The 26,520-nt window shown below is 37.8% G+C and carries 29 protein-coding genes; 6 read left to right on the top strand and 23 right to left on the bottom strand.

Annotation, left to right across the window (positions count from 1 at the left end; all coding sequences use genetic code 11):
* Positions 1–111 precede the first annotated feature (111 nt).
* A complete protein-coding gene (locus M1E96_RS21370; RefSeq protein WP_023159925.1) occupies positions 112–840 on the bottom strand; it encodes a hypothetical protein in 729 nt (242 codons plus the stop codon).
* Positions 841–1,123: 283 nt separating this feature from the next.
* On the opposite strand from M1E96_RS21370, the gene M1E96_RS21365 reads away from it, so the two are divergent.
* A complete protein-coding gene (locus M1E96_RS21365; RefSeq protein WP_109927598.1) occupies positions 1,124–1,786 on the top strand; it encodes a hypothetical protein in 663 nt (220 codons plus the stop codon).
* 64 nt (positions 1,787–1,850) lie between these two features.
* Here M1E96_RS21365 and M1E96_RS21360 read toward each other — a convergent pair whose 3' ends face one another.
* From M1E96_RS21360 to mobH, 18 genes are all read right to left on the bottom strand, one after another.
* Positions 1,851–2,486, bottom strand: a complete 636-nt coding sequence (locus M1E96_RS21360; RefSeq protein WP_023159927.1) for a hypothetical protein — start codon at positions 2,484–2,486, stop codon at positions 1,851–1,853.
* 53 nt (positions 2,487–2,539) lie between these two features.
* The gene (locus M1E96_RS21355; protein ID WP_023159928.1) at positions 2,540–3,595 is read right to left on the bottom strand and encodes a TraU family protein; all 1,056 of its coding nucleotides are present in this window, start codon (positions 3,593–3,595) and stop codon (positions 2,540–2,542) included.
* Positions 3,595–4,815: a TrbC family F-type conjugative pilus assembly protein gene (locus M1E96_RS21350; protein WP_023159929.1), complete on the bottom strand. Its 1,221-nt coding sequence runs from the start codon at positions 4,813–4,815 to the stop codon at positions 3,595–3,597. The genes M1E96_RS21355 and M1E96_RS21350 overlap by 1 nt, the downstream gene beginning before the upstream one ends.
* Positions 4,809–5,324: a signal peptidase I gene (gene lepB / locus M1E96_RS21345; RefSeq protein ID WP_072070769.1), complete on the bottom strand. Its 516-nt coding sequence runs from the start codon at positions 5,322–5,324 to the stop codon at positions 4,809–4,811. The genes M1E96_RS21350 and lepB overlap by 7 nt, the downstream gene beginning before the upstream one ends.
* Before the next feature lies 1 nt (position 5,325).
* Positions 5,326–5,604 (bottom strand): hypothetical protein, encoded by a 279-nt coding sequence (locus M1E96_RS21340; protein WP_141240700.1) that lies wholly within the window; start codon positions 5,602–5,604, stop codon positions 5,326–5,328.
* Entirely contained in the window at positions 5,588–8,074 is a 2,487-nt protein-coding gene (gene traC / locus M1E96_RS21335; RefSeq protein WP_023159930.1) for a type IV secretion system protein TraC, read from the bottom strand. The genes M1E96_RS21340 and traC overlap by 17 nt, the downstream gene beginning before the upstream one ends.
* Positions 8,074–8,889, bottom strand: a complete 816-nt coding sequence (locus M1E96_RS21330) for a DsbC family protein (protein WP_235906220.1) — start codon at positions 8,887–8,889, stop codon at positions 8,074–8,076. The genes traC and M1E96_RS21330 overlap by 1 nt, the downstream gene beginning before the upstream one ends.
* 79 nt (positions 8,890–8,968) lie before the next feature.
* The gene (gene traV / locus M1E96_RS21325) at positions 8,969–9,481 is read right to left on the bottom strand and encodes a type IV conjugative transfer system lipoprotein TraV (protein ID WP_023159932.1); all 513 of its coding nucleotides are present in this window, start codon (positions 9,479–9,481) and stop codon (positions 8,969–8,971) included.
* 16 nt (positions 9,482–9,497) lie between these two features.
* On the bottom strand, positions 9,498–10,790 hold the full coding sequence (locus tag M1E96_RS21320) for a TraB/VirB10 family protein (RefSeq protein ID WP_023159933.1): 1,293 nt from the start codon (positions 10,788–10,790) through the stop codon (positions 9,498–9,500).
* A 3-nt stretch (positions 10,791–10,793) separates the two neighbouring features.
* A complete protein-coding gene (locus tag M1E96_RS21315; RefSeq protein WP_023159934.1) occupies positions 10,794–11,795 on the bottom strand; it encodes a type-F conjugative transfer system secretin TraK in 1,002 nt (333 codons plus the stop codon).
* Positions 11,788–12,441 carry a TraE/TraK family type IV conjugative transfer system protein gene (locus M1E96_RS21310; RefSeq protein ID WP_023159935.1) on the bottom strand — a complete coding sequence of 218 codons (654 nt, stop codon included), beginning with the start codon at positions 12,439–12,441 and terminating at the stop codon, positions 11,788–11,790. The genes M1E96_RS21315 and M1E96_RS21310 overlap by 8 nt, the downstream gene beginning before the upstream one ends.
* On the bottom strand, positions 12,441–12,725 hold the full coding sequence (traL, locus tag M1E96_RS21305) for a type IV conjugative transfer system protein TraL (protein WP_023159936.1): 285 nt from the start codon (positions 12,723–12,725) through the stop codon (positions 12,441–12,443). Before traL ends, M1E96_RS21310 begins: the two co-directional genes overlap by 1 nt.
* Before the next feature lie 21 nt (positions 12,726–12,746).
* Complete coding sequence (locus M1E96_RS21300; RefSeq protein WP_023159937.1) at positions 12,747–13,538, bottom strand: thioredoxin domain-containing protein; 792 nt, start codon at positions 13,536–13,538, stop codon at positions 12,747–12,749.
* Positions 13,535–13,816, bottom strand: a complete 282-nt coding sequence (locus tag M1E96_RS21295) for a hypothetical protein (protein WP_072070772.1) — start codon at positions 13,814–13,816, stop codon at positions 13,535–13,537. Before M1E96_RS21295 ends, M1E96_RS21300 begins: the two co-directional genes overlap by 4 nt.
* Before the next feature lie 82 nt (positions 13,817–13,898).
* Positions 13,899–14,558, bottom strand: a complete 660-nt coding sequence (locus M1E96_RS21290; RefSeq protein WP_023159938.1) for a DUF4400 domain-containing protein — start codon at positions 14,556–14,558, stop codon at positions 13,899–13,901.
* Positions 14,559–14,569: 11 nt separating this feature from the next.
* Positions 14,570–14,920 (bottom strand): hypothetical protein, encoded by a 351-nt coding sequence (locus tag M1E96_RS21285; protein WP_072070773.1) that lies wholly within the window; start codon positions 14,918–14,920, stop codon positions 14,570–14,572.
* Positions 14,921–16,834, bottom strand: a complete 1,914-nt coding sequence (gene traD / locus M1E96_RS21280; protein WP_023159939.1) for a conjugative transfer system coupling protein TraD — start codon at positions 16,832–16,834, stop codon at positions 14,921–14,923. It abuts the gene before it with no gap.
* Positions 16,831–19,332, bottom strand: a complete 2,502-nt coding sequence (gene mobH, locus M1E96_RS21275) for a MobH family relaxase (protein ID WP_072070774.1) — start codon at positions 19,330–19,332, stop codon at positions 16,831–16,833. Before mobH ends, traD begins: the two co-directional genes overlap by 4 nt.
* Before the next feature lie 30 nt (positions 19,333–19,362).
* Here mobH and M1E96_RS21270 point away from each other — a divergent pair, with 30 nt between their 5' ends.
* The 5 genes from M1E96_RS21270 (at position 19,363) to M1E96_RS21250 (ending at position 23,471) form a co-directional block, all read left to right on the top strand.
* Positions 19,363–20,004, top strand: coding sequence for a hypothetical protein (locus M1E96_RS21270; protein WP_048607622.1), 642 nt, complete (start codon positions 19,363–19,365; stop codon positions 20,002–20,004).
* A 16-nt stretch (positions 20,005–20,020) separates the two neighbouring features.
* Entirely contained in the window at positions 20,021–20,827 is an 807-nt protein-coding gene (locus M1E96_RS21265) for a thioredoxin domain-containing protein (RefSeq protein ID WP_048607623.1), read from the top strand.
* A 137-nt stretch (positions 20,828–20,964) separates the two neighbouring features.
* Positions 20,965–21,300: a TraA family conjugative transfer protein gene (gene traA / locus M1E96_RS21260; protein ID WP_048607694.1), complete on the top strand. Its 336-nt coding sequence runs from the start codon at positions 20,965–20,967 to the stop codon at positions 21,298–21,300.
* A 151-nt stretch (positions 21,301–21,451) separates the two neighbouring features.
* Positions 21,452–22,981, top strand: a complete 1,530-nt coding sequence (locus M1E96_RS21255; protein ID WP_159242426.1) for a UvrD-helicase domain-containing protein — start codon at positions 21,452–21,454, stop codon at positions 22,979–22,981.
* A 61-nt stretch (positions 22,982–23,042) separates the two neighbouring features.
* Positions 23,043–23,471, top strand: coding sequence for a hypothetical protein (locus tag M1E96_RS21250; protein WP_072070776.1), 429 nt, complete (start codon positions 23,043–23,045; stop codon positions 23,469–23,471).
* A 51-nt stretch (positions 23,472–23,522) separates the two neighbouring features.
* Here M1E96_RS21250 and M1E96_RS21245 read toward each other — a convergent pair whose 3' ends face one another.
* From M1E96_RS21245 to M1E96_RS21230, 4 genes are all read right to left on the bottom strand, one after another.
* Positions 23,523–23,837 (bottom strand): hypothetical protein, encoded by a 315-nt coding sequence (locus M1E96_RS21245; protein ID WP_072070777.1) that lies wholly within the window; start codon positions 23,835–23,837, stop codon positions 23,523–23,525.
* A gap of 46 nt (positions 23,838–23,883) precedes the next feature.
* Entirely contained in the window at positions 23,884–24,441 is a 558-nt protein-coding gene (locus M1E96_RS21240; protein ID WP_072070778.1) for a hypothetical protein, read from the bottom strand.
* A 79-nt stretch (positions 24,442–24,520) separates the two neighbouring features.
* Positions 24,521–25,459 (bottom strand): hypothetical protein, encoded by a 939-nt coding sequence (locus M1E96_RS21235; RefSeq protein ID WP_072070779.1) that lies wholly within the window; start codon positions 25,457–25,459, stop codon positions 24,521–24,523.
* Positions 25,460–25,570: 111 nt separating this feature from the next.
* Positions 25,571–26,506 carry a restriction endonuclease gene (locus M1E96_RS21230; RefSeq protein WP_023159951.1) on the bottom strand — a complete coding sequence of 312 codons (936 nt, stop codon included), beginning with the start codon at positions 26,504–26,506 and terminating at the stop codon, positions 25,571–25,573.
* Positions 26,507–26,520 lie beyond the last annotated feature (14 nt).

The raw sequence follows: 26,520 nt of genomic DNA, 5'->3' as shown, positions 1-26,520 counted from the left end.
ATAAGAGACACATAATTAAAACTATGAGCTCAGAGTTTTTGAATAAAGTATATTCAATGATTGAATATATTTTATTAGGGCGTAGAAAAGCCTTGACTGTTAAGCGTGATGCTAAACAGTTGTGATTAACCAGAAAGATCTCCGTTTGGGAGATGCCAGTTTCTCACTACCGAGTCGGTTTCCTGACTCATCAATTATACGGGCATATTCAACAACTTCTTCACGCTCTTTTTTGAGTGTGATGAAATCACCTTTCTGCACCGTTGAGTTAGCAATTGCATCTGCCAGACCTAAACCCCAAATGATATCTTCATCAATACGAACGTAATAGGACCGTCTGTTTTGAGGTTTGAACTGGTAGTGCGCTACTCCGAAATCACGTAAAATACCGTGGTATTCTTTGTGAGAGCCCTTTCGACAGTCGTTAGAAGATGAAAGCTGTGCTTCATTTCTATCCAATCTATCGCTATTTAAGGCGCAAATTTCCGGATAATTATTGCTTGAGTCGTCTTTTTGCTCACAATCGTGTGCAATCATTAACTCGTGTGAAGTTGGAACTTCAGCGTTTGGATATAGGTTCACATCATCGGCATTGCGAAAATGTGCCTTTCGTCTATTAAGCTGATCTCTATTGCGTTTATTCAGATACAAAATCATGAAGATAGTTGTACTGATAGCAATCGAAACCAGATTTTTAGTGCTAAAACTTTCTACGTTTGGTAGTGATCCATCCCACAAAAACACAAGCGCAAACATTATTGAAGCGTATGCAACCGTGAATTTATAGTTCAGGCAGGCGTGAACAAGCACACCAATCACTAGTATTGATATGATTAACATATAATTTACCTTCGTAAACTTGGGTATTATTGGAGAGTTTAAAGCCGTTAGTAGTAAAAACTACTTCGGGGGAGAGAGGGATTATTGAGATCTCTCTGAATTGAACTATGAGTTAACATAGCTAGATGTAGTGTCAATCAGACACTTGTAACAGAACCATTTTGTTTCAAAAATAATAAGAATGCAAGTCCCTTTTTTGATTACAACTTTTATTGCTATCATGAAAAGTTCTTTTTTATTGGTACGTATAATGAAGGTCTTTGAAACCGGTTTTGGAGAAAACATGAGTCAGGATAAAGAAGTTGTCGATTCAGTAACTACACGAAAAACAAGACGGAAAAAAGTAACTTCTGTACCGTCGTCTGAATACCAAATGCATTTAGATACCACTATTGCGATTGATGCCTATCATCAACGGTTCTTTGTAGCAAGCCAAGCCGCCTATTTGTTGGAACAGCGCCTTGAACGCTGTCTTATGCATCGAGACAAAATTATGCGTGATCGAGCTGCTGCTATCATGAAGTCACTCAATCAGGCAGTTGATAGTAATTTTTCTGATATAGAAAACTATAAGCAGACATTGGCACAGGTCATAGCTGAAGTAGAGGCTGAACGGGGTACTAAATATGAGTTATTGAGTTACTCTACTCCCCGCGATATGACGATTGAAAACCGTACCTATCTGGCTACACGAATGTGCAGTGGTTTAGAAACACTGGATCTCATAATCAAGTACCTTGATGTTTGCCGACATTACTCGTTAGTACCATTGGCTGAAATACTGGAAACTCAAATCACTGCCGATAAGCGTATTCGCGGTATATTTAGTACGATTATTCGTCATGGCGAAACAATGAAGCGTTTAGAAATCGATCATTCGATAAATGCAAAAAATGCTAAAAATGAATTAAATAATAATGACAGCACTGGTGCTGAAGATAAATAATTTTTCTGTAAACTAAATGTATAAAGGTGGTCAGCTACGTGACCACCTAGTTAATATTTTAAATTTATAATTCATTACTATTTGGTGGAATAACTGTAAATTCTTTATCTTTTGCATTCGATTCTAGCAACATTATCTTTTCTCTCAACCTATAAATTTCAATATCTATTTTATATTGTTTATGTGCCTTTCTGTTAAGAATTGAGGGTTTTTTAGGCTCGGTATCTAAATTATAAATTGGATGTAGATACCAGTCTTTATTTCTAACCACAGTAGGGGATGGATTCCAGTCTACACCTTGAAAAATAAGCCCGCGAGTATTCGGATATACGACTGATTGCCAATGATTTAGTGTGCTAAATGTTGATATGTTATTTGGGTCATATTTTACTTCATCTGAAGTTATCAAGTGAAAAATACTATTTTCAAATTCTGGCGGGGGGAGGGGCTGATCAAATGTGTTACCAAATGCTAATTTATGAATCCCTTTAAACTTGAATATAAGTCGTATTTGCGCGTTTGTTTCGTAATCTTCTATTTTATCCTTTATGTGAAAATTAGCATGTCTGCCTACATCTTTATTACTATAAATATTTTCACTTTCTAAAATTGATATGGCTGATTTAATAGATGTCCAATGATATAACTTTTCAAATAAGTTTATTTTAATTTCAGGAACAGCATAAATTTTAGTTATCATATTACCCTTATTTTACGTAATGTACTCTCTGTTAAAGAGTACATTACATGCTTTTAAAGTATGATTCTACAACAATCCATCCACTGAAAGATCATATACGTACTTTCTTGTCCTGATCCCGTAGGGTATCTGAATGAGCCCCCCTGCCATTTGTAAGGTGTCTCACCAAGTACGTGTGAGCTTTTGGTCTCCGGTGTAGGAAACACCATATTGAACTTATATTGCTGTTTAGGGATAGTTGGGTAAACACGAGGCTTACAAGCCACTTCACGCCCCACGGTTAGACGTGCTAGCCCTCTGCGGTGTTCAAGTGATAATGATTTTGCTGCTGTCAGGCTGGTTGTCCGTGGTGTGTCTCTCGATGATGTAGAACCGGTTAATGGATATTGACCACCCCATGATCCGGCGCACCACCACAGCTTATTCATAGGCTTTCCTCCGCCAGTAATGGCAACGGATTCCATTGTACATGCTTGATGTGCAATTATATTTGCTACCGCAACAGACTCAGGATGTTGGAAAAAGGCTAGCGTGGCGCTATGCCAAGTTGGGTCAATCTCTGAAAAACTAATGATATCAAAGTCACTGTATGCGTCTGGTTGACAACCTTTTGGCAACCACAAATCTAATATACGTAACAGTGGAGCTGAGTAGTAATGATAGTGATAGAAACTGATACCAGAATTCGTGTCTATCTCATGACCTGTATCTGATACCTGTGTACCGTAACTGTATTTATTCCCCACATTGATTTTTAACCCGCCCATCGTAGAGAAGCAACCAGGAACTCGCGTAACTTCCATAATTTTGCGAGGTTCCCACACTCCAGTTAACAACCCTGCGTGATAAACCCCTAATCCGTCAGGACAGGCGCAGAATACGCCCTTTGCGGCATCATCAGGCATATCACCGCTAGGTCCAATATTAGCTCCTGATATCTTTATTGGAAAAATGCAACTCCAGCAAACATCAGTAAACATTTTGCCCTTTGTTAAAAATTCATTATCCTTGCATGTGAATGATGCAGTATTATTATTTTGTACACTTTCTGCATAGCTTAACGAAGTTAACAGGAGTGCAGATGATAATAACAATTTAAATTTGTTCATCAGTAATTCCTTTCTGCATATTCATTAACAATAAATTGCTTATCATCACCGGTTACAATGCTTGGAACATTACGAATCCCAAAACGTTCTTTCATACCTTCCTGTATAAAATATAAAGTGGCATTATCACCATACAAATTGCTATCTGAAAATGTTTCCCAACCATCCCCATATACGTCAGTTGCAATCAATGTAGGAATTAAATTTTCATCTTTGGCATTTTGATATTGTTGTTGTGCAAATATACGTTGCCATTCTGAAGCAGGATTGAAGAAAATTAACTTCAAGTTAAATGGGATAACGTCCATAGGGTTTACTCGCCCTTTTTTGGCAATTATGCGTCCATCTGGAGATAATATATCCTGTGGTATCACAACGCTTGGGTCTACATAGTGGGTGCTATCTTTTAGAGCTTCAGGGAATTTGTATATATCTTTATTCTTCCAGTATCGGTTATAGGCATCCTTTTTCATTTTTTCGAAATCTAGATTTTTAATACCTTCTTCAATTAAATCCAGCATATTACGTTCAATTACCTCAACAACTGGTCCTTGCACACCCATATTCCCTGTTTTGTTATCGAGATAATTAACATTGGAAATTCCATGTACCAGAGATACAAATTCACCGTCATTTTCATGAATGATAGTCGGAATGGTTCGCACACCATATTTAATAAAAATGTTCGGATCTATTGTGAAATTCACTTCTGACTTTGTATCGCGAATTAATTTATGCCAGTGATTTATTTCATCGACCAGTGAATCTTTATTTCTAACTCCCTGAACAACTAGGATTACATCATTACGACCTGATACTGACCGCATAATATCAATTACTTCAGTATCTTTAAGGCTTGCCGAAATCAATATGTAAAATACATTACCTTTTTGCTGTTGGTTGAAACTTTCACTTTCATTCTGGCTTTTGATCATCTCCTTTAGTATCTGCCCTTCATCAGTCGTTAGCTTGTTAATAGCCTGATTTGCCATAACGTTTTTATCTGCGATAAGCTGGCGCGTTGCCTCTCTGTGAACTTCAGCTTGTGCCGCTGCCACTGCTTTTAGTTTTTCCAAATCTGCCATGTCCGCATCAGTAGATCGTTCGACAGTAGGAATGGACTCTGTATATGGAGTAACCATATTTAATTTACTATTTGCACTGGATGTAATGGATAGTGTTAATAGAGAAATCAATAATGTAACTTTCTTTTTTACCATATCGGATATGCTCTCCCGATCACATTTTCTATGGGGAGTACGCCCCAATACCGTGAATCAAAACTGACCTTAGTGCGACCCATTAGCCAGATATGACCGGCAGGAATTATCCCCTCACGTTGTAATTCCTGCTCTGTATGACCAGATTCTCTTGCTAATAGAAGTCCTTCACCCACCATCAGATCATTGACCGTGGTTTCTTCAGGATTGACCCTAACCTTGTCACCAGCTACACCGTCTATAAATTTGATCGCAATGCTACTGATGTATTCAGACCGAAAAGCAAATGTTTTCCCTTTCTGAATATCTTTGTCCATTTTATCAATTAGATAAATTCGGTGTTCAGGGAGGCAGGGGTAATTTTGCGGATCAATCCCAATTGAAAAGCGATTAAGTACGTAATGGCTGGCAGGTGCGACAGTGACGACAATAACCAACATATAAAGAGATTGCCGCCCCCAACCTCGTTTTTTCCTTGAAATTCTTTTATAAAAATTCTTCAGGTGCATATCAGTTATCTTTTAGCTTTCCACTGATGTATACGCCGTCAGGAGCCGTATGAAGCGCTGATTGATTGAAAATGATGAATCCCTTATCTTTCAAAATATCAGCTCTATGCTGTATTACAGCGCGTTCTTGGGGCGACTTGATACTCCCGTCCGGATTGCTCATATTTATCACAGCAATTTGTGCCACTAGCGGTTTTGGTGGCTTTAAGTGCGAGTAAATACCCGCACCAATAAACCCGAACAAGATCGGTAATAAAACGGTTTTAATCATCGTTTCCATACCCTTGTTCTATTAAATATTGATCGATTGCATCAATGACGTCTTGTCCCTGTTTCAGACGATCCTCAATCGCCTGTACTTCAGAAGCTCTTGTTGTGTAAAGCATGTAAGAAAACTTATCAACGAGGAACCGGCAAATTCCGCCACCCATAGCACTCATAAAGTAGACTTCAGAATAGATCCCCGTTTGGCTTTTAACTGTTTTCAAAAATTCGTAACCGGCTTCGTCGAGCGGCAAACGTTCTTCCCTTCGTGCTTTATTCACCGCAGATTCGGTTTGTCCAAGCATGGCAAGAAATGCGGAATTATCAGTGATAGCAAGACCGACACGGTCCTTATACATATCATTGATAGATTGGGTAATCGTAATAGCACTGCCGTAATACTTACGGAACCGGCGGTAGCCTTTCTCAATAAATGCACCGATGTTCCCTGTCAGTAACGCCCATGCTTCATCTATGATCACAATTTTCATTTGATCACGATCACCAAGATACATATCTTGTTGAATCTGATAAATTAATTGCATCAAAATGATTTGTTTCAGGTGTTCGGATTTTTCAATACGACCCAACTCAAGTACAGTAAACGGATTATCAAAAGAGATGTTGTTTTTACCAGTAAAATATTTGCCGTATTGACCTTCTTTTGTGAAAGGATATAACTGCTCACCAATATCTTTAATGCGCTGATCAGGATCGCTTTTGCAGGAGTCTGCTACCATGTCGATAGTTGTTTCTTTACCGTGTTTCCTGACTAATTTGGCAACATGATTTTTCAAACGGGATGTTTCAAAATCCCCCAACCCGTCTTGTGGTGCAGCCATGACTGACAGCAAACCAATAACTAAATCTTCTTCACCGGTTCCTTCTTCAGCATCTTCATCCTCTCCAAAATAATCCTCAATAATTTCAAAGAAATTAAGACATGGTTTAGTCGATGGATGGAAATCTACATACGAACCATCAAACATCTGACACAATTTTTTATATGAGTCGCCAGCGTCAATTACCCATACCTTCGCGCCTAGTGAGCGGTATGCAGAGATAATATAGTTAGTTAAGAATGATTTACCTGAGCCGGATGATGCAGCAATACAAACGTTGTAGTTTGTATCGCTTTGGAAAAAGTCCATTGTCTGGACCTGACCATTTCGTGATGTAAGAGTTAGAACCGGATTACCAGTACCTTGCCAATCAGAGTAAAGTGGAGAAAGAACGAGAGCTTCCTCTACCGCAAGAGTTTTAGAACGACCTAAAACTTTGTCAGCATTTGCTTCATAAAATAATGGCAGCGTTCCTAAAAATATCGGTGCAACAAAATTGACATCGGGAATCATTTTGAAAGATAGATTGTTGAGGTAACTGGTTGCCTCTTGTACTGATTGATTAAGTTGTTGCACAGAGTTGGCAAAAATTGAAACAGTAAAAGCAGCTTTATAAATTGGCTGTCCATCATCAATTTTCTGTGCCAACACATCAAATCCCGCACTCGTAGTTTTCATTGATGGAACCCATCTGGAAGATGGTCCATCAGCGTTGCGCGTAGCAACTGTACGTTTTGATGTAAATGTACTTTTAGCATTCTGCTGGTCCGGATAAACCAGTGTCATTGTGATAATGCAAGGGTTTTTAATACCAGTTGCACCGTTCATCAAATCGCCTAAAAAATACTGAGCAGAACCTTCTTGAAATCTACGAGGTAACTTTTTAGCTGAAATTGTTCTTGCAAAAGTAGTGTTTGTCTCTGCCTTACTACTCTCATCTTCCGGATTGCCAAAACCGACATAATTAGAGCGAACGAAAAACAAACTATCCAGTTCTAGTAGCTGTTCCGAAATCATTTTGTCTTCATCAACTTCAATCGGCATTCTGTCGCGCCATGTCGCATTACTGCCTTGATTTATCATTGAAGTGATAGCGGTAAGATATATTTCTCTTGTTAGTTGCTGAGGTGCGAAACCCGTCATTCTAAGTGTGGTTTCAAAGTTACCCTGCATCTCTCTAACAGTGTTTAATTCATTCAGAGAAGGAGAAAGATCATTTTTAATAGGCACTTTAACTGTAAAGTATAATTCACAGTTACGAGCCTTTGTATTTGTGCCGTTAAACGCTTTCGATGTGTGAGCCAACAGAAAACGCGAGCGTTTTAAGCTCGTCGTTTTCATAACCTGATTCTGACAATTCATGCGTAAGAAATCAGATCTATTTGCAATGTGGCTGATATTTGGAGAGGCAAATAAAGATATCTGAATAACGGTACTATTTGGGAAATACCCAGATAAAAGTGTTTTTAATTGAGAGAGCTCTTTTCCGGTTGTACCAGACAAGGGAATACATTTAAATCCAAAACCAATATAGTTATTTTCACAAATAAAAATGTTTTCATCGTCATGAATAGCTAAAACTGGACATAAAGATGAAAAACGCTTAAAGGTTTGCATTTTTTTTAAGATAGAAGCTGTTGCCATTATTTACCACTCTCCAAAAATGACTTTAACCCTTCAACTGGTTTACCAACGTTGTAAGTACCATCGTCACGAATAATGAATGGAATCATGCTCACACCAAAAACTTGTGCGGTAATTTCCCTTTTCATCAAAGCCTCACGGTCACAGTTTTCAATTTGCTCGAAACGAACACTGTTATTCCCAGTAATGATTGCCCTGTCAGCTCTGTATCTGTCTTTTGCACAATACAATTCAAAATTGCGTTGCTGGCTATTACTGTTTAAAACGCCTACGGAAAGTACATGAACAGTGTATTTCTCAGGGTCAAGATCATTTAGTTGTTGTAAAGTTTCATGGCACTGAACGCAGAACGGGTCAGTGAAAATAATGGTCTGCTTTGGACCTTTTCCCCATGTTGCAGACTGCAAATCATCCATTTTAATATTGAGGTTCTTTACAGGAATAATTGAGCCGTACTTTTGAATTTCTTCAAACGAGGTTAAATCTTTTTTCGCCCATGTATCATATAAAGTTCCCTTGATAACAAAGCGCCCATTCGAGGTAAGAAGCTGTAAACTACCATTGTTATTTAGCGCAATTATCCCATTGCTTGGTAATAGAAATTTGGGAATATCAGGCGTTTTTGTGGGATGTGCTTTTAATGCTTCTTGATTGAAAACAGTCTGAGTATTTGTTTTTTCGATATCAGCATAGTTCGCATGAGCGTGTGCGGTTGTGAATGCTAAAGCTAATGAGATTAAACTAAGGTGTATCTTATTTTTCATTTTGAATCCTGCACCATCTGCGTATTTATCTGTGGATTGTGATTCTTTCACATCTGAAAAATTTCTTTTCTTGTCTGGTAATAAAAAAAGGACTTAAAAAGTCCTTTTTAAAATTGTTGCTGACCACTAGCTATTTTCGGTTATCTGGTGTTTGTAGTGGTTTGAGAACCGCATTGTGCTTGCGATCTGGACGAGAAACACCGACTTCCCATTTACGAGGCGATATCTCTGTGTAGACATACCCTGTGATGATAAGATCTCCATCTGTGTTTTCGTATGGGTCGATTAAAACACGCATTACCATCGACTCGCTTCTAATGGGTTGTGGGTTTGCCGCAGGTTTTGGCACAGGCACATATTGTCCAGACTCCGTACCAACCCATTTACTATTTTCTGATTTGAGTATGTTATCCATATCGCTTTTGCTTACTACTTCTCCGTTGAGCTGCATTTGAGAAACCGTATCAATTTTTTCTTGATAGTTTTCACCATCAGTCAATTTGTGTACGTCACGAACACTCATACACGTTACTGAATTAGGCATACCTTTACAGCCAAACTCTGTTTCACCGACCATAAGAGATGAACAGGCGGTTAATGAAAGGGTAGTTAAAACCATCAGTGGCAATAGTAAAAATTTCATAGAGTAAGTCCGTATTTTAATTAGTTTGTCTGAATTGAAGTTGAACGCCTTTTGTGACAACAAAATCTATTGATCTGGCAGGGTCAATTTCAATTACAGGGAACAGGTCTTGTGCCATATCCATGTAAAAGTCAGCTAACCGATTGAGTGCGCTGCCTACGCCTTTCATTGCTGCACCTTGTACCTTATTGCTGTTAATTTGTTGATAAGGTGACTGTGTTGGTCCTATTCCGTCCTGTGTTAACGTGATAGACGGAATTTGCTGAACACTGAACATTTCCGAGCCAGCTTGAAGAAATCCTGCAATAAGCGCTTTCGCAAGATATTGCCCCTGTTTTGTTACTAAGCGCCCACGAATACCGATTTTCCCATCCTCTCCGACGGCATACGAATCAAAGGTTGCTTCAATAACTGCCCCATCTTCTCTGATGCAGGAGATCGTGTTACTGCGTAAGTAGGCACGTTCTGATGATAGCTCGCCATAGCCACTGCTAATAATTGCACAATCACGAATATCCGCAGTGTAGTTATTAGGTAAAATGGCTTCTCTTTTCACTCGCACTAACATTGGATAAGGGTGTTCTCTTGCCGCTTTCGCTGTGGGTGCATCCATCCCTGACAAAGCAACTGTGGAAATAATAGAGCCAGCCGGTAAGTACGTTCCTTCCAGCTCAGGGCTCACATTTGCATCCGTTTCGGATTTTGATAATGTATTATTCGCTTTGGATTCTGAGTCGTGATTATTTGTACCATCATAGGTCGTCAGCTCAGGGTATTCTTCATCTGATCCGGACGTATTTGCTTCCTGTGTTGTGTTCGGACTGTACGGTATATCATTTTCATAAACATCATTCAGATTACGACCACCTCCCACCTGATTTGATGATCTGCCGGTATTGGAGAAACTATTCGTATAATCCGGTGTGTTCATCTTCTCTTTTACTTGCTTATCAAGCTGTTCTTTTAGCTCAGTAGCAAGATCATTTTTTTGATTCTCTAATATTTTTTGTTGAGCATACAGTTGTGTAACTTCCTTTTTATACGATTCTTGTACTGATAACAGGCTATCAATTCTGTCATCAATTCGTCGCAAATCAGCGGCGATTGATTCTTGGCTAACGCCCTGCGTGTCAGCATTAGTGAGTAAATTTGTCACTGGTTTATTATTCACAGCCGATACAGCAGTTGGATAATCAGGTTCACTGGTTAAAAAATACAAAGCAGTTACCAGTAATAACCCTCCCCCACCCCATAAGACTATTTTTTTCTGTTTGGGGCTCAGGTTTTCGTATTGGTCTTTGATAGACATGCATTACTCCGCTAAACGAGGGCGAGAATTTTCAGAACGTGTTTCCTCTGCCGTATTAGATTTACGAATTACAAAATAAGCCTCAGTAGATTGCTGTGGTTCTAACGTGTTATTACTCCAAAGTGCTCTTGCCGCTAATCTTGGGTGCGTACACAGTGACTCATCAACAGTGACAGTTGTGTTACCAACGTTTTTCGCTACACCAATTATTACGCCGAAATTACTGCCGGACAGATACTGCCCTTCGCTGAAGGTGTATTTGATATTATCTTGTGGGCTATTTGTTCTGAACGCGCAATTAGGTATAGAAATGCCAGCATTATTGATCCCCATAATTTCATAGCCAGCGGGTACATCACCTAATGCAACACTCCTGAGTAATTTAGTAATGGTACGAGTGTATGAGTCACTTTTTTCCCATTTATCCGCCACGTCCTTATTACCCGAGGCTGTGGGGGTGTAATACTTACCGCTGTTATATACAGCCATGTTTCCATCATCTTTTTCTAAAAGAAGGGTTGCTTCAACAGGTGGTCTTTTTTGTGGGTGAAGGGATAATGAGATTGCTTTACTTTCATCACCTTTATTCGTGATGTACATAGCAACAGGGTTATCTTTGAATGCAGTAAAGTAAATTACATTACCCTCCTGTCTTATTTTTATTTCATTCTTTTTTATCGTTTGAACAACCGGTTCTGAAAACGGTGTAACAATTCTGTTAGGTTGTCCTAACGAGACTGGAATTAACGTGTTTTCACCTGAACGAATTGTGTATGTCATACGGGAATTAGTTTTAGCTTTTGATGAAATGACAGACGATGGCACCGGTTGAATATTTAGGTCGTCTGAAGCAATCTCTTTAATCGAGCTGGATTGATTCTCAGCACCGCCTGAAGGTTGTTGATCCTGACCATAGACAGAAATAGTTTTCGCTGAAGCGAATGAGCTCAAAGCTAGTGAAAGAAGCAAAACCTTACAATTGAACTTCGCCTGATAATTAATCATTTATTCTACTTCCTTCGATAATTTCTTTAGACTGTGAATCATCTGGTAACACACCGCCGTTTGCTTCCTGCTCATAAGTCGGCAAATATGCATCCCCATTCTTTAATTGAATATCTTCGATAACGGGCTTATAGCCACGAATATAAACTGTGACAATGTAATGAACTGTCTTAGTCGTAGTTCTCCCTGTCACACTTTTAACTTCTTGTGAACCCTCGACAAAGTAGACGCCCTTCGCTTTCGGGTCTGTTGAAATGCGAGTTGGTGTAAATGACAGTGATACACGGTCACGATTTATCTGACTGATTGCATCATCAATACTTAGCATGATCCGTTGGTAGCTATTGGGAGAAAGAAACGGCGCTAATGAGGATTTAACGAAATTTACTGATGAGGGATTAGTGTTGCCAAGTAACGTTGCGATATAACTCGCCCACGATTGCATATATGCCGTAGAACCTTCATTTTCATCAATCCAGCCAGTTGTTTGTAAGTTAGGCGGAACAATAATGATCTTTTCATTCTTTCCGTACAGAAGTAACAGTAACCCAATCGCAATGAAGCCAGTGCATAAATTAGATAGTGATAGGACTTTTGATGTTTCCTGTAATCTGGAAACTGTTTTTGTCATTTTGAAAAATTTCATCAGTAGAATTCTCTGTCAAATGAATCAGGAATAAATGTAATTTTGTTGTCACCGATGCCAAATCGCCAGTAGACCAAATGGGCTAAATATTTATCAGATGCTTTATCAAGAAAACGTCCATATATCTTGCTAAGAACAACGCCAACCGCGATCATGGTTAATAATTTTCCAGTAAAAACTCCAATACCGATCATGACCATGAATGGAAATAGCTCGTCAACGGTCCAGAAAAATAGCTTAGGTGGATCATCAACACTGTGAGATATATTTACTACCTTACTCATTTTAAATACCTTATATATCAACTAATTGACTTGTGTTAACTGTCCCATTACTGCTTTGATTTCGTTTAATGGAACTGCGCCTTGTAACGGAACCGCTTTTTCTTGATATGAAACGATAGTGCTTGGAGTTCGGTCAAAGTTAAGACCAATGGCTTCTTGTGTATCGAATAAAATTTTCGCGTTGCTGCTATTGCTGTTTACGCAGCTCTGAAACACTGTCTCATCGAGACTATAACTACTTGCTAATTGAGCAATAGGCGTGCTAAATCCGCCACTTCGTTGAGAATCGAAAATGAATTTCGCAACTTCAAAAAAACCATAATTACCCTTTTGCGCATATGCACACTCTGTCAACGTTGATAGATACAGCGAGCGTTGACCATGACCAAGTGTGTGTTTGAACACAAGAGCTACGTTACCGCCGGATGAATCAACGAAATCGAGTAATTCAGGAAACTCCTGACCGCAATACGGACACTCAAAATCAGAATAGTGAATCAATAAAAATGGTGCATTTATGTTCCCGTAAACGCGATCATTCGTTGGTGACGGTTGTTCGAGTGTACTTTTATTGCTCTCTGAGATTTGTTCAGGTGTTTTTAGAGTTGTTGGTTTATAACCAGTTGCAGCGATATACGTGCTAAAAAAGTTCGCCAAATCATCATCATTGGCTATTTTAGGTATTTCAATACTGTCAACTGCTATCTGAATTTCATTCATATCAGCATTTAAAAAGTATGTTTTCGTACCCGTAAAAGCAGTTAATGCTGCAAGAGCAACAACACTGACGTGTGTAAAAGTTATTTTTTTCATTTCTTCTGACCAAGTTCTATTAAATCGCTACGAGAAATCATTTTCCTTTGTGGCATTTGATTAGTCGCTTCGAGTTCATCTTTAGTGAGCTCAAATAACTTCAATACAAGTTCGCTTTCATCTTCAAGATAGACAGAGCTCAATGTGACTTTTGAAATATCGCTATTAAATGTTCTAAGCGTGTTAGACAAATGAAAATTGACAGCCAACGTAATGATATTGAAAACAAAAATACTCGCTAAAACTGACGTAATTAAATGACTGGATTTATTAAGCATAGGACCCCCCGACAGAGGCATAATGTACCAATCTATCGGGGTTTTTTTTGGCAGAAGGGTATTAAAACAATGATGATTGTTTTTAGATTTGCTTAGGGAGGTTACTGATCATTAAAATAATGGAAGTCGGTATAACAAATAATGTCATGACTGCATTTATAACTGGTGGTACGGGCAGTGGTATCAAAATTGATACTGCAACCAAGAAAACAGTCAACCCTATGAGCTTCATACTACGTCTGTTTAAAAAGGGTGATACATATGAGAAGTCGTATTGCTTCCGCTTCCATCTGCAAACACCGGCAATGAGTGAGGGTACTAAAATGATACAAAAGAACGGCAACCAAAATGATAAAAGAGCCATACGATATACAATCATATAGTTATGGTAATTTATCATTTTCGCTAAGTTAATGAAAAATGGATAGAAAATCCCACTTATATTGTTAAACGTTTGCTCCAGCGGATCAGCTGACACTGGCAATGGTGCATAGTAATTTGTTAACGCAGAGTTGATACCGGTTTGAACAAAAAAGTCATTATATAACTCATTGGCAAATGGGAGAATCTGGCTATGAAAACCACTTTTACCAGTAATCAATTCGCCCATTTTTAACTCGCTAACCATGTTTGATTTATACCATTCAGCAGGGATAAACAATGACATGATAATGAGTAAAACTGTTACCGTAAGTAACAGTTTTTTAATTGAGCTACCGTTAGATTGTGTATCGGCTGACATTAATAACCTCTTTAGAAACTGGAAATAACGCTATTATCTAACCTTTCAGGGAATTTATACTTGTGATATTCATCTAAAGGCGAAGTGTTATTTAACTTTGAAAGAAAAATTATGGATTTTGAAATGACTATTGCTAGATTGTCCCAATCTGAAATCTTCAAATCAGTTTTTTTTCTTTGATAATATTTCTCAATTTGTTCGTTGAAGTAGTCACAGAAAATGGTTTCAAATTCAGTGTCCTTCATAGATAGAAGCATCAATATGATCTGACGGCTACAAATATTCCACTGGAGAAGAAAACGAGCAAAATATATGTCGCTTGCATTGGATCTAAACTCATACTCTGGGACAATATTATCCATTTAACGTGCCTTATTAAATTCTTTGATTAGCATCTTTAACTTTAATACTTCTTTTTCGCTGGTTGGTAATTGTACAATTGGAATTTGACCTTTACATATATTCCCCGCTTTTAAAATAGCGCAAAACTCTAGATTTGGGAGGTTTCCTAATAGTTGTGGAGGAAATAACTCACTCTCAACCTCCATCAATCGCTCACCAATACTTCCGGTGATTTTTTCTGGATCTTCCCCCGAACTCGTACCATGCCCTCTTTGGATGTACTTGAAATTTGTAGTTGGTATTCTTTCTATTAAATCTTTTTGACCTTGAATATTGATAGTCCGTAATGCAATGTTATGGTTCGCATTTATACTAACTTGTTCTTTTTTCGCTTCAGAGCCAAGGGTAGCAACGTAGTCAGTGGTAGACTGTGAGGCAATGAATAACTTAAACCCTGCCCCTCTCCCTTTATTTTGAAGCCGAATAACCTGATCGTTGATAACTTCAGCAGCTTCATCAATAAGAATATTTGTATCGCGTTTCTTTTCACCGCGCGGTTTTGCATAGTTATAAATATCAGCCGCAACAGCAGTGATATCGCTTAGAAATATTGAGCCAACAGCGTTTCCTTTATCACCATCAGCAAGAGAATTAAGCCCTAAATACATCATCCCGTTTGTATTGATGATATCTTTCATATTAGTAATGACTCTTTCATCATCAATATTCTCACTGGACGGTGACAATACTTCATCTAACCCATCACTAGTTAACATGCTTAATACAGGTAGTGCCGTTAATATCATCTTTTGGAAATGTTCACGATTATGCTGAAATAGGTCAATTCCACTTTTAATGAATGTATATTCCTTAATTTTTGCAATATCATTCAGATAGATAGTGATTCTTATTCCGGCATGGTTCTCGATAGTTCCTGTCGTTCTAGTCATTGATTGATGTTCTAGTCTACGATCAAGAAGTGAGTCGTATACATCAGGAAATAGCTCATATCCTAATTTGTCGATTGCTTTAACAAGTAATTCAGCAAAATTACCCAAATTAGTACCAAGCTGTGCTTTTATATTTACAAGAGTAGGCTTTACGTTTGCGAAATTCATCAACTGCACAATAGTTGTCAACGTCATTGTCGCAAATGAAATAAATGGATCAGTTGTGTTATCAGCCTTCTGGATAACGGAAATAATACGGCTGGCTACTTCAGTTGAGTTGGAATAATTTGATATTGGTGAAATCCGGTTGGATTTATCCAAGTGTGCAATGGAAAGATAATAAAAATCATCTTCTCGTTCCATTAGTTTCATGCACTTGTACATATAATCAGCAAGTTCCTCATCATTTTTAGGGTCAATTAGAATAAGAGGTTGCCGTTTTAAAGCAGCTTGCAGAATAAGTAATTTGTAAAGAGTCGTTTTACCGGAACCCGTAGTACCAGTTAATGACGTATGTAGCGTCATTAAGTCGTCAGGTACGCTGATCCACTCATTTGAATTCCCTAATTTATGAATCCAACCGTGCCCCATGCTTTCATGATCATTAGGTAAAAACCTGTCAGCAACACCACTTTTTAAAATTTCATATGCCCGTTGTCCATGCTCATGCCGCCATGTAAAGCCTTTACCTATCAATGTCGTGTCGCGATTGTTCATCATTTCTTTGACAACATCATAGGCTGAAGTAAACGTAGGAGCCGGTCTGGTTTTTAGGTTTTTATGCAAGACTGCAATTTTAATTGCATTTGGCAATGATTTCATAGCGAAAATGCTTTGTATCGCAGCAGCAGATAGCGTAGCAGTTAGAGGCATTGATAGATATGTACCAACACCGACCGTAGCTAATACACCGGTTCCCCAACCACAAACTTCATACATCTCGTAGTTAGTACGAAATGGCATTAAATGTTTCCAATCACTCATTGTTTTTCTCGCATAAATTGAAGTCCAAAATGGCTGTTGTAGCTTTCAAACCTAACAGCCATGATTTGTTTGAATGTCGTTTGAGACACCCCCAACTTAGCAGATATTTCAATAAGTTCTGTCCGACTCAACTCTATATATTGAATCGTTTTAAATTGGTTTTCTGAAATGTCGTTTTCATTGTGAATAGAAAATATGACATCTTCAATTAATGAAGTTGCTAAGTCAGGAATGACTGGATTTAACATTTGTTCAATTTCAGAAAATCCAGTGATGATAAATACATCAATGAGTAATTCTTTTTTCAAAACAAGATAGAAATTTGATCTTAAAAGCACCAGCGCTTCATCATCTTTAGAACGCGATGCTTGAGGGCTTCTGGCTTTCCATGCCGAGGGTATTTCGAGTTTATCATCAACCAGTAAGTGATTTTGATTTATGTTGCTAATTAACTGTTTTTTTGAAAGCCCTAATAGATATATTTCAAAAGCCTCTCTGATATGAAGATCAGCTGTAATATAGATATCACTATGCATACCCTTTTGAGTTGTAATCTCTACGGAGTCGGTGTCATCAAGTTTCACGTCTGCAAACAATGATTTCTGCTCAGATAATTGAGTAGCTACTGGTATATCAGTCAGTGATTTCATTGGTAGTGCTACTGACGGTTTACTCATGGCAATAATCCGTTCTTTTAACCCTAGGCTGTGTTTATGGGTTATCTCAGAAGCAGGATTGCCTACTGGCAGTGTATCACCACCCTGTATCTTGAGATCACATGCTGCTATAACTTGAACTTCAGGTACTTCAACGGCTTGTTCATTACATACCGGCTCGATAATGGCTAGTTCTTCAAGCGTTTCCATTATGCTAGTTACATTATCAGATTCTGGAGGTGTATCATTTATTATTTTATCTACAATATCAATCGGTTGATGCTTAAAATCATTGTTTACGATAGTTGGTTCAGTTTTTTCACCTGTGATTTCTACATTAGTTCCTGTTTTTGGTTCAAAACTAACCCAACTCGTTTCGTTTTTGACATAAACAGATGCATGTGTTGGCTTTATATTTTCGCCAAATAGTAATTCGTCTGAAGCTAATTTCACGCAGTAAAAGAACGTGTCTGGATCTTTTATAAACGACGCTGATTTGAGTAACTTTTTTGGTGCAATCTTCCAATAGAGTGAACCTCTTGGCGCTTCAATGATTACATCATGAGCTAATAGTATCTCACCTAAACTATCTGCTGATTGTGGGATAAAAATTCCAAGGTTTTTTATCTCTTTGCATAATTCTTCAGCGGCACTAGCCCAAATAATGTAGACCCCATCTGGCGTTGACCAAATCGGACTAGGAGGAACGTTTGGGGTCCAACGACCTGATGATATAAATTGGCGCATAGTATCAACCAGACGCTGAATAGTTGATACACCAGAACCGGCAGCGCGTATCGCATCACCTGATGTCAATTTAAGGTCATTTGCAACAGAGGCTCGGTCTGCGAGTAACAGAATATTAAACAACTGATTGCCATTGATTGTTTTTTTATCCGCCAGTTCCATGTTATCGCTGTTAGAAATTGCCTCTATAACTTTGAAATATAGGTTTTTACTATTTTGCTGAAGTAGTTCTATCACTTTCGCAGGAACAATTTTTTCAATAAGCGAAGGTGCTATAATTCTATGATTGTTATGCCTTTTCTTGTTCCACTGTAAAAAATATCTTTCTATATCGTGTTCAACAGCCCAATGAAACAGGTTTTTTCCACTCGGTTTCCACTGATATACACCAGTCTGATCCCAAATTTCATAGTCAGACACTGGTTTACCAATGTCGTGCAGTAATGCTGTTACAGCCACTGCAAGACGCCATTTCAAAGCGTTAGCAGACCGTTCTTCAGGGGTTTCATTGCTATCAAAGTCAGTGGTCTTTGTGTGCTTAACTGCGATGTAACAGACTTCTAAACTGTGTCGTAAAAGCCCTCCTTGAGCTCTGTGGTGATGTGCTTCAGAAGCCGGTAGTAAGTGTATAAAATCAGCAGTATTACATAGTAGTGGCATGACCAATTCATCAAATAGCTCACCGATTTGCATTTCTCTTTTGATTTTTGTGATCATTTCCGCTTGGGTTTTAATCAGCAATTGTTTTCCGCTGATTCTTGCAGGATATCCTTCAATTTTTGGCGGATATCCAATCGGCATTTTGAATGTTTCTATTTGAGATTTAATATCATCCGGAATTTCAATCTCACCTTTTTGAAGTATGGAATGCTGTGAGTCCTGCATATCTGGCAATGTTGACACATCTACCGAGAAGGGATCTTTCCCTGATTTCAGTATGGATTTTAACCAATTTATAAACATTCGGTGAACCTGCTTCTCTAAATTTTTAGGATTTTTTGATGCAACAATGTTACCTGTTTTTAAATTTGCAATTTCATAATTAGAACCGTTTTGCATTGTTATATCGGGAAAAACTGCACCTAAATAGTTCATACTCACCACGATTTTCAGTGAGGAACTTAGATGAAAAAGTCATTTATATTTTGTTGTCTGCTTGCGACATCCTTATCAGGTTGCAGTAGCGCAGATAAGCCCATATTTGGGTGCGGAAATTATGTAAAAACATCCACAATTAGCATTGAATCGGGTTATGGCGGTACAGCCAATGACGTAATTGATAAGCGAATTGCCCGAAAAGCAGTAACAGCTACTTATCCTGCTGACTATACCTATCGTGAAAATTGGAAAGATACGAATAGGGGGGGAGCATCATTGCGACAACAAGGGTACAGGCACGTTATTGCATCACCATACGAGATCTACGACCAAGGCAAAAAGCATATTCCTGTGGACCGTAGCTTTCATACAGACCTATTAATAAGTAGTTTGGCTCGCAGTAGTTCATCGCACATATATGCCAAACCCGAATTACCATCGTTTTGCGGAGAAAATTCACGAAGCTATTTTCTGAAGGAAACACCTGAAAATAGAAATTCTCGAAATGAATATATTCGTATTAAAGAAAAATACTGTTCAGATCCGGAGCATAAATTAACTAATGAAGAATTGGCTATTTTGCAAAATGGAGAACCCGATTCTCTCAAAAACTACCGGATGAAAATCTATATTAATAACCAAAACGAACCATCACCTGCAATAAAGTAGAAAGGTATTTTTCATTATGAATAAATTATCAACGTATCAAAAATCAGTGATTGCGCTTTTAACTACAATGGTTGGCGTAGGAATAACCAGTACCTATTTAACCACAAGTGAGTTAAAGGAAACGAATGCACTATTGGCTTCGTCAATTACTATTCAAAATCATATAAAAACAGAAAGTGCGGGTGTAAATCAGTCTTTAAGCAAAATTTTGTCTCTGTCCGAAAATACTGAGCCGGTGCAACAGCCTGAAGCGCAACCTGAAGAACCAGATCTCAATCTTTCTCAGGTCCAGCTTGATTCCAACACACTAACGTATGGCAATGAAAACGCAAGATTTTCGCTTGTAACATATATGGATTTCCAATGTCCATATTGCCAACGTTTCGCGTCTACTCCTAAAACATTAGTTGATAAGGCGAACGGTGGCTTAGTCAATTGGAAATGGAAAAACAGCCCTCTACCATTCCACGAGCCGAATGCTACGGATTATGCCGTGAAAATGCTCTGCGCTGGCGCTCAAAACACTGACAATCACTGGAAGATCATTTCAATGTGGGGGAATCATGAAATTGATTTTGCTACCGCAGATATGGTCGGAATGTTTGAGTTAGACCCTGTTGCGTATAACACATGCCTTAAAACTGATTCTGTAAAGTTAACTTTAGATAAAGACAAGGCAGAAAGTCGAGCTCTTGGTGTTTCAGGCACTCCTACAACGGTAATAGTTGATAATAAAACAGGAGAAAAACGTGTGATAGAAGGTGCTGTACCAATGGATATGTTTGTAAACACCATCGAAGTCATGATGAAAAAATCACAATAAAACCAATTCGTTTTAGCAACCTTTCAAAAGATAAATATTAATTAGTAAATGTAAAATCCACGTTGATAGTAGTTTGCTGTCAATTTAATACTGTAAATATAGAAGGGTTAGATATGCAATTAGTAAAAACATGTGCCATGCCTAAAATTGATACCAAAAAACTGCTTTTCGTAGTTTTAGCTGTGTTGTGTGTAGCGGCATTGGCAGTTATGTTCGCCTATGGCAAAGGAACCGAACAGTCCGGTTTCAAAGAAGTATGGATGCAAATCACTGCATATATGCAGGGGTCATTAGGACGTGTGTTAGTGGGTCTGATTGTCGTTGTTGGTATTGCGGCGGCGGTTGTTCGTCAGTCGTTAATGACCTTTGCAGTGGCGGTTGGTGCGGCAATTGGTCTGTACTACGCACCGGATATCATCAACGGTATCATGACTTCATCAGTAGCAGTGACCACTGCACTGCCAGTTTTATAATTGGCAAATAAAATCTCGTTATACAGAAAGCCGTATTTATATACGGCTTTATTATTATAAATTTCGCTCCCTTAAGAATTTCATTACCCTCTAAAGTCGCTTCATTTCTATGATATTCTCCATTCCTGCGAATAGTAATGGATTGAAAGGTATGCCAAAAATCACTCTTTCTCAAGAACAAGAAGCAATTTTAGCCTCAGAAGAAAAGTATATTTGTTGTCAGGCTTATGCAGGTTCTGGAAAAACCTTCATATTGACTCAATTGGCAAAGCGTAATCCGGATAAACGTATTTTGTACTTAGCCTACAACAAAGGCATACAGACAGAAGCATCACAAAAATTTCCTTCTAATACCAAAGTGATCACCACTCATGCAATGGCATATCGGTATTTGAAGAATTTGAAATACAAAATGAAGTTTAATTTCAATGGATTCGATGTGGCAAGGCTACTAAACATTACATCTGTTCAATTGCAATTTCTCATAATCGAGACTTTAAATAAATTTTATAGGTCTGATGATTATTCTTTACAGATACATCACGTTCCAACAGAGAACACAAGCAATGGTAAAAAACATGCTGATAATGTTCGGAAAAGCGCTTTAGAAAATGCAAAACTCATTTTTGAATTACAGGCTGACCCTCAAAGTGATTTTCCTGCCCCCCCTGACTTTTACATAAAATATTTCCAGTTGGTCGCCCCTCCCCTGCATACATGGTTCGACATAATTTTGTTTGATGAAGCACAGGATGCCAACTTAGTAACGAAGGCAATGCTTGATAAATGTGAGTGCAAACGAATCTTTGTTGGTGATACGCACCAGATGATCAACCGGTGGCGTGGGGCAAATGATGCCCTAGATGCATCTGTACGTGATGGAGCTCAGATATTGCGTTTAACTACGTCCTATCGGTTTGGACGATGTGTAGCTGCTATAGCAAATGCCATACTGATGTTAAAAGGGGAGACTGTTAGCCTTAAAACGACCGGTATTACTGATAGGCTCATAAGTAAAGCTGAAGTCAAGAATATCTTCCCTAGAACAGTGATTTCACGCACCAATCTATCTGTGTTGATCAATGCAATTGAAGCTGGAAGATGTGGTAAAAAAGTGTTCTTCGTAGGTGGTATTGATAGGTATGCTTTAGACGATATTGCTGATTTTTACTATCTGTATATCGGCAATACTAAAATGATAAAGAGAAAAGCATTTTTATATGACTACCCCAATTGGAATCGCGTTGTAAGCGTTGCAGAGAACTCAGGCGACAATACATTGAAAAGGACGATACATCTAATTGAAAATGAGCCTGATATTCTAGAGCTGGTTGATAAAATTAAAGAAGCAGCAGTTAATAATTACAATGATGCTGATTTAACGCTTGTAACTGCACATTCATCGAAAGGACTTGAATGGGAATATATTGAGATTGATGATGATTATGTTTCATTAGTTGAATATATTGAGAAAACACCAAAACAAAAACAGAATCTAATATTTATTAATGATGAATTAAATTTGTTATATGTTGCAGTAACAAGAGCCACGAAAGCCTTATCTGTATCAATGGTAATTATGGAAATAATCTCATTAATAAAGTACAGAAAGGATAAAAAAAGAACTATTCCAATAGTTACACCGGATGAACTTCATTTGTTTTTAACTCAGACCAAGTAAATCTGACAACTATTTGATGATAATAAATCATAGCGAATCAAAACTAATAAAGGAGAGTATTATGTCAAAAACAAAGAAATCAAGCCTTATGCAGATTCAACGGTGCTTTGAACAAGATGAGGTGCAAGTTAATCGTGAATTGGCTAATTTAACATTTAGACCGGCTATTGCAGTATTTTTTATATTTCTGCTAGTTTTATCTATTAAGTTTGAGATAAGTTTATTTTTTTCTTTTCCTTTGTCAATTCTGGCTGGATATATTATTTATAGAATATATGGGGTAAGAGTTGCAAATAATAAAACGGAATATTTAGACCAACTCCTAACCAATTACACACCATATAATCAAGAGGCTTATGATTTATTAAAGGAAACGGTTAAAAAGAATCCGGAGGAATTTTATACCTTTTTAAGTGAGTTTATAGAGCAAGAAAAGAAGAAAATTATAAAAAAGGAAAGAAAAAATATTAATTTTAAATTTACAAAATAAATAATCAAATGCAGATATATTACACATATCTGCATGTAATCTCACGAGTAGTTATTTTATATATCCTGTTAGGCAGGACAAATGATTTTCGTTGTAATTAATCATTCTATCTTGGTTTACTTTTTCAGTTGTTGATATTTTACAAATATGCACATTTCGCCCCGAGTTAATTGCAATTTCAGCGGATTTTAATATTTCATCTCTTGAGTTCCAATATAATAAACTAATGTTTTTCTTGGGCGGAAAAGCACTCCAACGACCATTAGTATTCAAATATCGGTCTAACATTCTACCTGAATTTGCATGTTCATTTTCTACGCCTTTGTGTGAAGCAGGGGAAAGTAAGTAGTATTCTAAATCTGGCATGATTTACTCTTATATTGTTTTATTTTGCACGTGAACAAAGTCACAATTATTCGTTTATTAGGATTGATGTTAATTTGTGTTTAATAAAAAAATTCAAAATAATTCTATCATACCCTAGGTAATTGCACGTATGATAATTTGCTATATAAGCCGCTTCAGTCATTGTGATCCCATTGGGGTTTTGTTCTAGACCTAAAATTCGCCTCATAGCCTCTGATTCAGCTCCTCTCATGAGTGTAAACACTTCATCAGAGCAACGATGTTTTGGAAGTAATTCCTTCGTAATTTTCAAGGGATTTACGCCAGCATGATAATTTGCAGTTTTGCTTCTTTCGTTAAGGTTAACCGCTTGGTTTCCGGCGCGGAAATCAATTAAAGGGTCTATGATGGTATGAGCCTTTGTCTCGATCCATGAGTATTGCAAAATACTGTTCGTGTAAGCTAATTCTGTCTCCGGAGTTTGGACCAGTTCTTTCTTATAGATACCAATCACAGCCTCGCCCTCGATGTATTCCTCTTTTAATAATTGACGGCATAAAAGATATGAATATGGGTACATCTGAATATCGTCAGCTATTGTTCTCAGACTCGTGTATTTTTCCATTTTGAATCCAAAAAGCCCCAAAAGGGGCTGTAAGGTGGTTTTGGGAGAGTTAACGATCATTTACTGGTGGTGTGCGCGCTTACTTTTCATAGTGAATAGAATCAGTTCTTTCATCTGGGTTTTTCGCGCTCAGTAATATAAATGTATAATTTTGCTTACCGTGAGTGATGAATAAGTCTGTGCCGCCCCACACTTCAGAACTTGGTTTTTTCGATAAAAGCAAAATATTATTTGGTAATAATTTGATATCGAAATGATCGTCATGGTCAGAGCCATTGATGAAATAATTAAGCTCTTTCACGGCTTCGGGTTGTGCAGGTAGGAAAATTTTCACCGAAAAATTACGGTATAGATAAACTTTAGTTTGTGAATTTGGAGCGTAGGGGATCGTTAATTGCTTCCCTACATAGTCGAGGTTTTGGTCAATTTCAAGACGTTTGTTTCTTTCTTCCAACGCTGCATCGAATACGTTTTTAAAGTCTTGTTGCTGAGTAGGAGCCTGATTGCTGTAATACACATCACTGAGTTCCTGAGCTGCCGGTGCAGGTGGTTGACCTGTAAAATTGGTACTTAATGCCTGAGTGTGTTCCACTACTGAAGTAGCTGCTTCGCTAACATGCTCAAGCATGTCATTAATGCTTTGTTCGCTATCAGATGGATTCTGTTTTTCTGTATCGCCAGAATGTTCCTCTACTGCTTCTGAAAGCGTTTTAGCTACGTCACCTGTAACAGTGTCGGATTTAGCTTCAGATGTCGGAGAATCGGTTTTAGCTACGTTCTCGGCACTGTTCGATTCTGGTTCTGCCTCTTTTGGATTGTTAAAAACAGGAATAGAGGTTTCAACGTCACTATAATAATTAACATCAATTTCTGTCGCGTCTGTTGCTGGTTTTAGTAAAACAAATGCTGCTATTGCACCCGCTGAAACTGCAACTGCAATCATGGATTTTTTATTCAGAAGAAAACCAAGTCCTTTTTTACTTTCATTTTTTTTAGTATTGGAAGAAACATCCGTCATTTTGAGCCTCAATAATCTGTGTTACGTGTATCTGCTATATGTTATAGAATTACGCCCTACGAATAGGGCGCAATGGTTCTAAAAGCGGATTACTTTCTTAACAGCAATAAATTACTTTCTTAACAGCAATAATTTATCGGCTATCATTTTTCCATCCATGAGTGTCAGACGGTCGGATGTTCTGTGACTGTATAGAACTGCATCGTTAGAAAACTTACCTGATGTGACTAGAAATACATGCTTAAATTCGGGTTCTGCTTCTAGTACACCAACCATTTCACGAGCGATAGCAACACCTACATTGTCAGATTTCCAGTGTTTGCATTGAGCGAAAACTTTGATTCCATCACGTTCCATAATGATATCTTTCCCACCATCTGGACCATAATTAGTTACAGTAGCTCTGTACCCAAGGCTGTTGAATAACTCTCTTATAAATTCCTCAAATTCTCTCCATGATAGTTCTCGGATAAATTGCAATGCATCTTCATGATAGGTGGCGTTAAAAAGTACCTTTTTAAACATAGTTTGTTGTTTATAACGAAAATAGACACTTGCAGAATAAGCCACGAGCAGAAATGCAACGCACGAGCGTAATATATGGAATGTATAATATGTACAAACTGGGATATTCCTCAGAGAGAATAATTTATTCGCACTGCTTTTCCCGAAAATATCAGCATATGCTGTTTTAATATCTCCCCATATCAGTTGTATGATTTTCGTTGTTATCACATGATCATAACGAAGAAAAAATACAGTTATTGCGGTAACAGCAATTATCACTAATGCAACTTGAGGGTTTAATAGAGGGGCATTTCTTTTGATTCCCACTGAAGCCCATTCAGGTTTCTTTTTCTTGTGTAACCGCAATATTTTGCTGCTAGGTGACAATATATAAACAGCAAATAAAGGTATTACTAAAGTTAAAACTCTCGCAATAGAATCAAATCTAAGAAATACCAGAGTGGTCATATAGAATATAAAAGCAATATTCATATTAGTTACATAGGGATTTCGTTTCTTAAATCTACGCTTTCTTCTCATTACAACATTCCAAT

This window comes from Providencia sp. PROV236 (assembly GCF_033676985.1).
Taxonomy (GTDB): Bacteria; Pseudomonadota; Gammaproteobacteria; order Enterobacterales; family Enterobacteriaceae; genus Providencia; species Providencia manganoxydans.
The sequence above is the reverse complement of the archived record's forward strand: the minus strand, read 5'-3'. Positions and strand labels throughout refer to the sequence as shown.

What these genes read in the sequence shown, in the direction of transcription:
- M1E96_RS21370 (WP_023159925.1), bottom strand. Translation starts at nt 840, where the DNA reads ATGTTAATCATATCAATACTAGTGATTGGTGTGCTTGTTCACGCCTGC.
- M1E96_RS21365 (WP_109927598.1), top strand. Translation starts at nt 1,124, where the DNA reads ATGAGTCAGGATAAAGAAGTTGTCGATTCAGTAACTACACGAAAAACA.
- M1E96_RS21360 (WP_023159927.1), bottom strand. Translation starts at nt 2,486, where the DNA reads ATGATAACTAAAATTTATGCTGTTCCTGAAATTAAAATAAACTTATTT.
- M1E96_RS21355 (WP_023159928.1), bottom strand. Translation starts at nt 3,595, where the DNA reads ATGAACAAATTTAAATTGTTATTATCATCTGCACTCCTGTTAACTTCG.
- M1E96_RS21350 (WP_023159929.1), bottom strand. Translation starts at nt 4,815, where the DNA reads ATGGTAAAAAAGAAAGTTACATTATTGATTTCTCTATTAACACTATCC.
- lepB (WP_072070769.1), bottom strand. Translation starts at nt 5,324, where the DNA reads ATGCACCTGAAGAATTTTTATAAAAGAATTTCAAGGAAAAAACGAGGT.
- M1E96_RS21340 (WP_141240700.1), bottom strand. Translation starts at nt 5,604, where the DNA reads ATGGAAACGATGATTAAAACCGTTTTATTACCGATCTTGTTCGGGTTT.
- traC (WP_023159930.1), bottom strand. Translation starts at nt 8,074, where the DNA reads ATGGCAACAGCTTCTATCTTAAAAAAAATGCAAACCTTTAAGCGTTTT.
- traV (WP_023159932.1), bottom strand. Translation starts at nt 9,481, where the DNA reads ATGAAATTTTTACTATTGCCACTGATGGTTTTAACTACCCTTTCATTA.
- M1E96_RS21320 (WP_023159933.1), bottom strand. Translation starts at nt 10,790, where the DNA reads ATGTCTATCAAAGACCAATACGAAAACCTGAGCCCCAAACAGAAAAAA.
- M1E96_RS21315 (WP_023159934.1), bottom strand. Translation starts at nt 11,795, where the DNA reads ATGATTAATTATCAGGCGAAGTTCAATTGTAAGGTTTTGCTTCTTTCA.
- M1E96_RS21310 (WP_023159935.1), bottom strand. Translation starts at nt 12,441, where the DNA reads ATGAAATTTTTCAAAATGACAAAAACAGTTTCCAGATTACAGGAAACA.
- traL (WP_023159936.1), bottom strand. Translation starts at nt 12,725, where the DNA reads ATGAGTAAGGTAGTAAATATATCTCACAGTGTTGATGATCCACCTAAG.
- M1E96_RS21300 (WP_023159937.1), bottom strand. Translation starts at nt 13,538, where the DNA reads ATGAAAAAAATAACTTTTACACACGTCAGTGTTGTTGCTCTTGCAGCA.
- M1E96_RS21295 (WP_072070772.1), bottom strand. Translation starts at nt 13,816, where the DNA reads ATGCTTAATAAATCCAGTCATTTAATTACGTCAGTTTTAGCGAGTATT.
- M1E96_RS21290 (WP_023159938.1), bottom strand. Translation starts at nt 14,558, where the DNA reads ATGTCAGCCGATACACAATCTAACGGTAGCTCAATTAAAAAACTGTTA.
- M1E96_RS21285 (WP_072070773.1), bottom strand. Translation starts at nt 14,920, where the DNA reads ATGGATAATATTGTCCCAGAGTATGAGTTTAGATCCAATGCAAGCGAC.
- traD (WP_023159939.1), bottom strand. Translation starts at nt 16,834, where the DNA reads ATGAGTGATTGGAAACATTTAATGCCATTTCGTACTAACTACGAGATG.
- mobH (WP_072070774.1), bottom strand. Translation starts at nt 19,332, where the DNA reads ATGAACTATTTAGGTGCAGTTTTTCCCGATATAACAATGCAAAACGGT.
- M1E96_RS21270 (WP_048607622.1), top strand. Translation starts at nt 19,363, where the DNA reads ATGAAAAAGTCATTTATATTTTGTTGTCTGCTTGCGACATCCTTATCA.
- M1E96_RS21265 (WP_048607623.1), top strand. Translation starts at nt 20,021, where the DNA reads ATGAATAAATTATCAACGTATCAAAAATCAGTGATTGCGCTTTTAACT.
- traA (WP_048607694.1), top strand. Translation starts at nt 20,965, where the DNA reads ATGCCTAAAATTGATACCAAAAAACTGCTTTTCGTAGTTTTAGCTGTG.
- M1E96_RS21255 (WP_159242426.1), top strand. Translation starts at nt 21,452, where the DNA reads ATGCCAAAAATCACTCTTTCTCAAGAACAAGAAGCAATTTTAGCCTCA.
- M1E96_RS21250 (WP_072070776.1), top strand. Translation starts at nt 23,043, where the DNA reads ATGTCAAAAACAAAGAAATCAAGCCTTATGCAGATTCAACGGTGCTTT.
- M1E96_RS21245 (WP_072070777.1), bottom strand. Translation starts at nt 23,837, where the DNA reads ATGCCAGATTTAGAATACTACTTACTTTCCCCTGCTTCACACAAAGGC.
- M1E96_RS21240 (WP_072070778.1), bottom strand. Translation starts at nt 24,441, where the DNA reads ATGGAAAAATACACGAGTCTGAGAACAATAGCTGACGATATTCAGATG.
- M1E96_RS21235 (WP_072070779.1), bottom strand. Translation starts at nt 25,459, where the DNA reads ATGACGGATGTTTCTTCCAATACTAAAAAAAATGAAAGTAAAAAAGGA.
- M1E96_RS21230 (WP_023159951.1), bottom strand. Translation starts at nt 26,506, where the DNA reads ATGAGAAGAAAGCGTAGATTTAAGAAACGAAATCCCTATGTAACTAAT.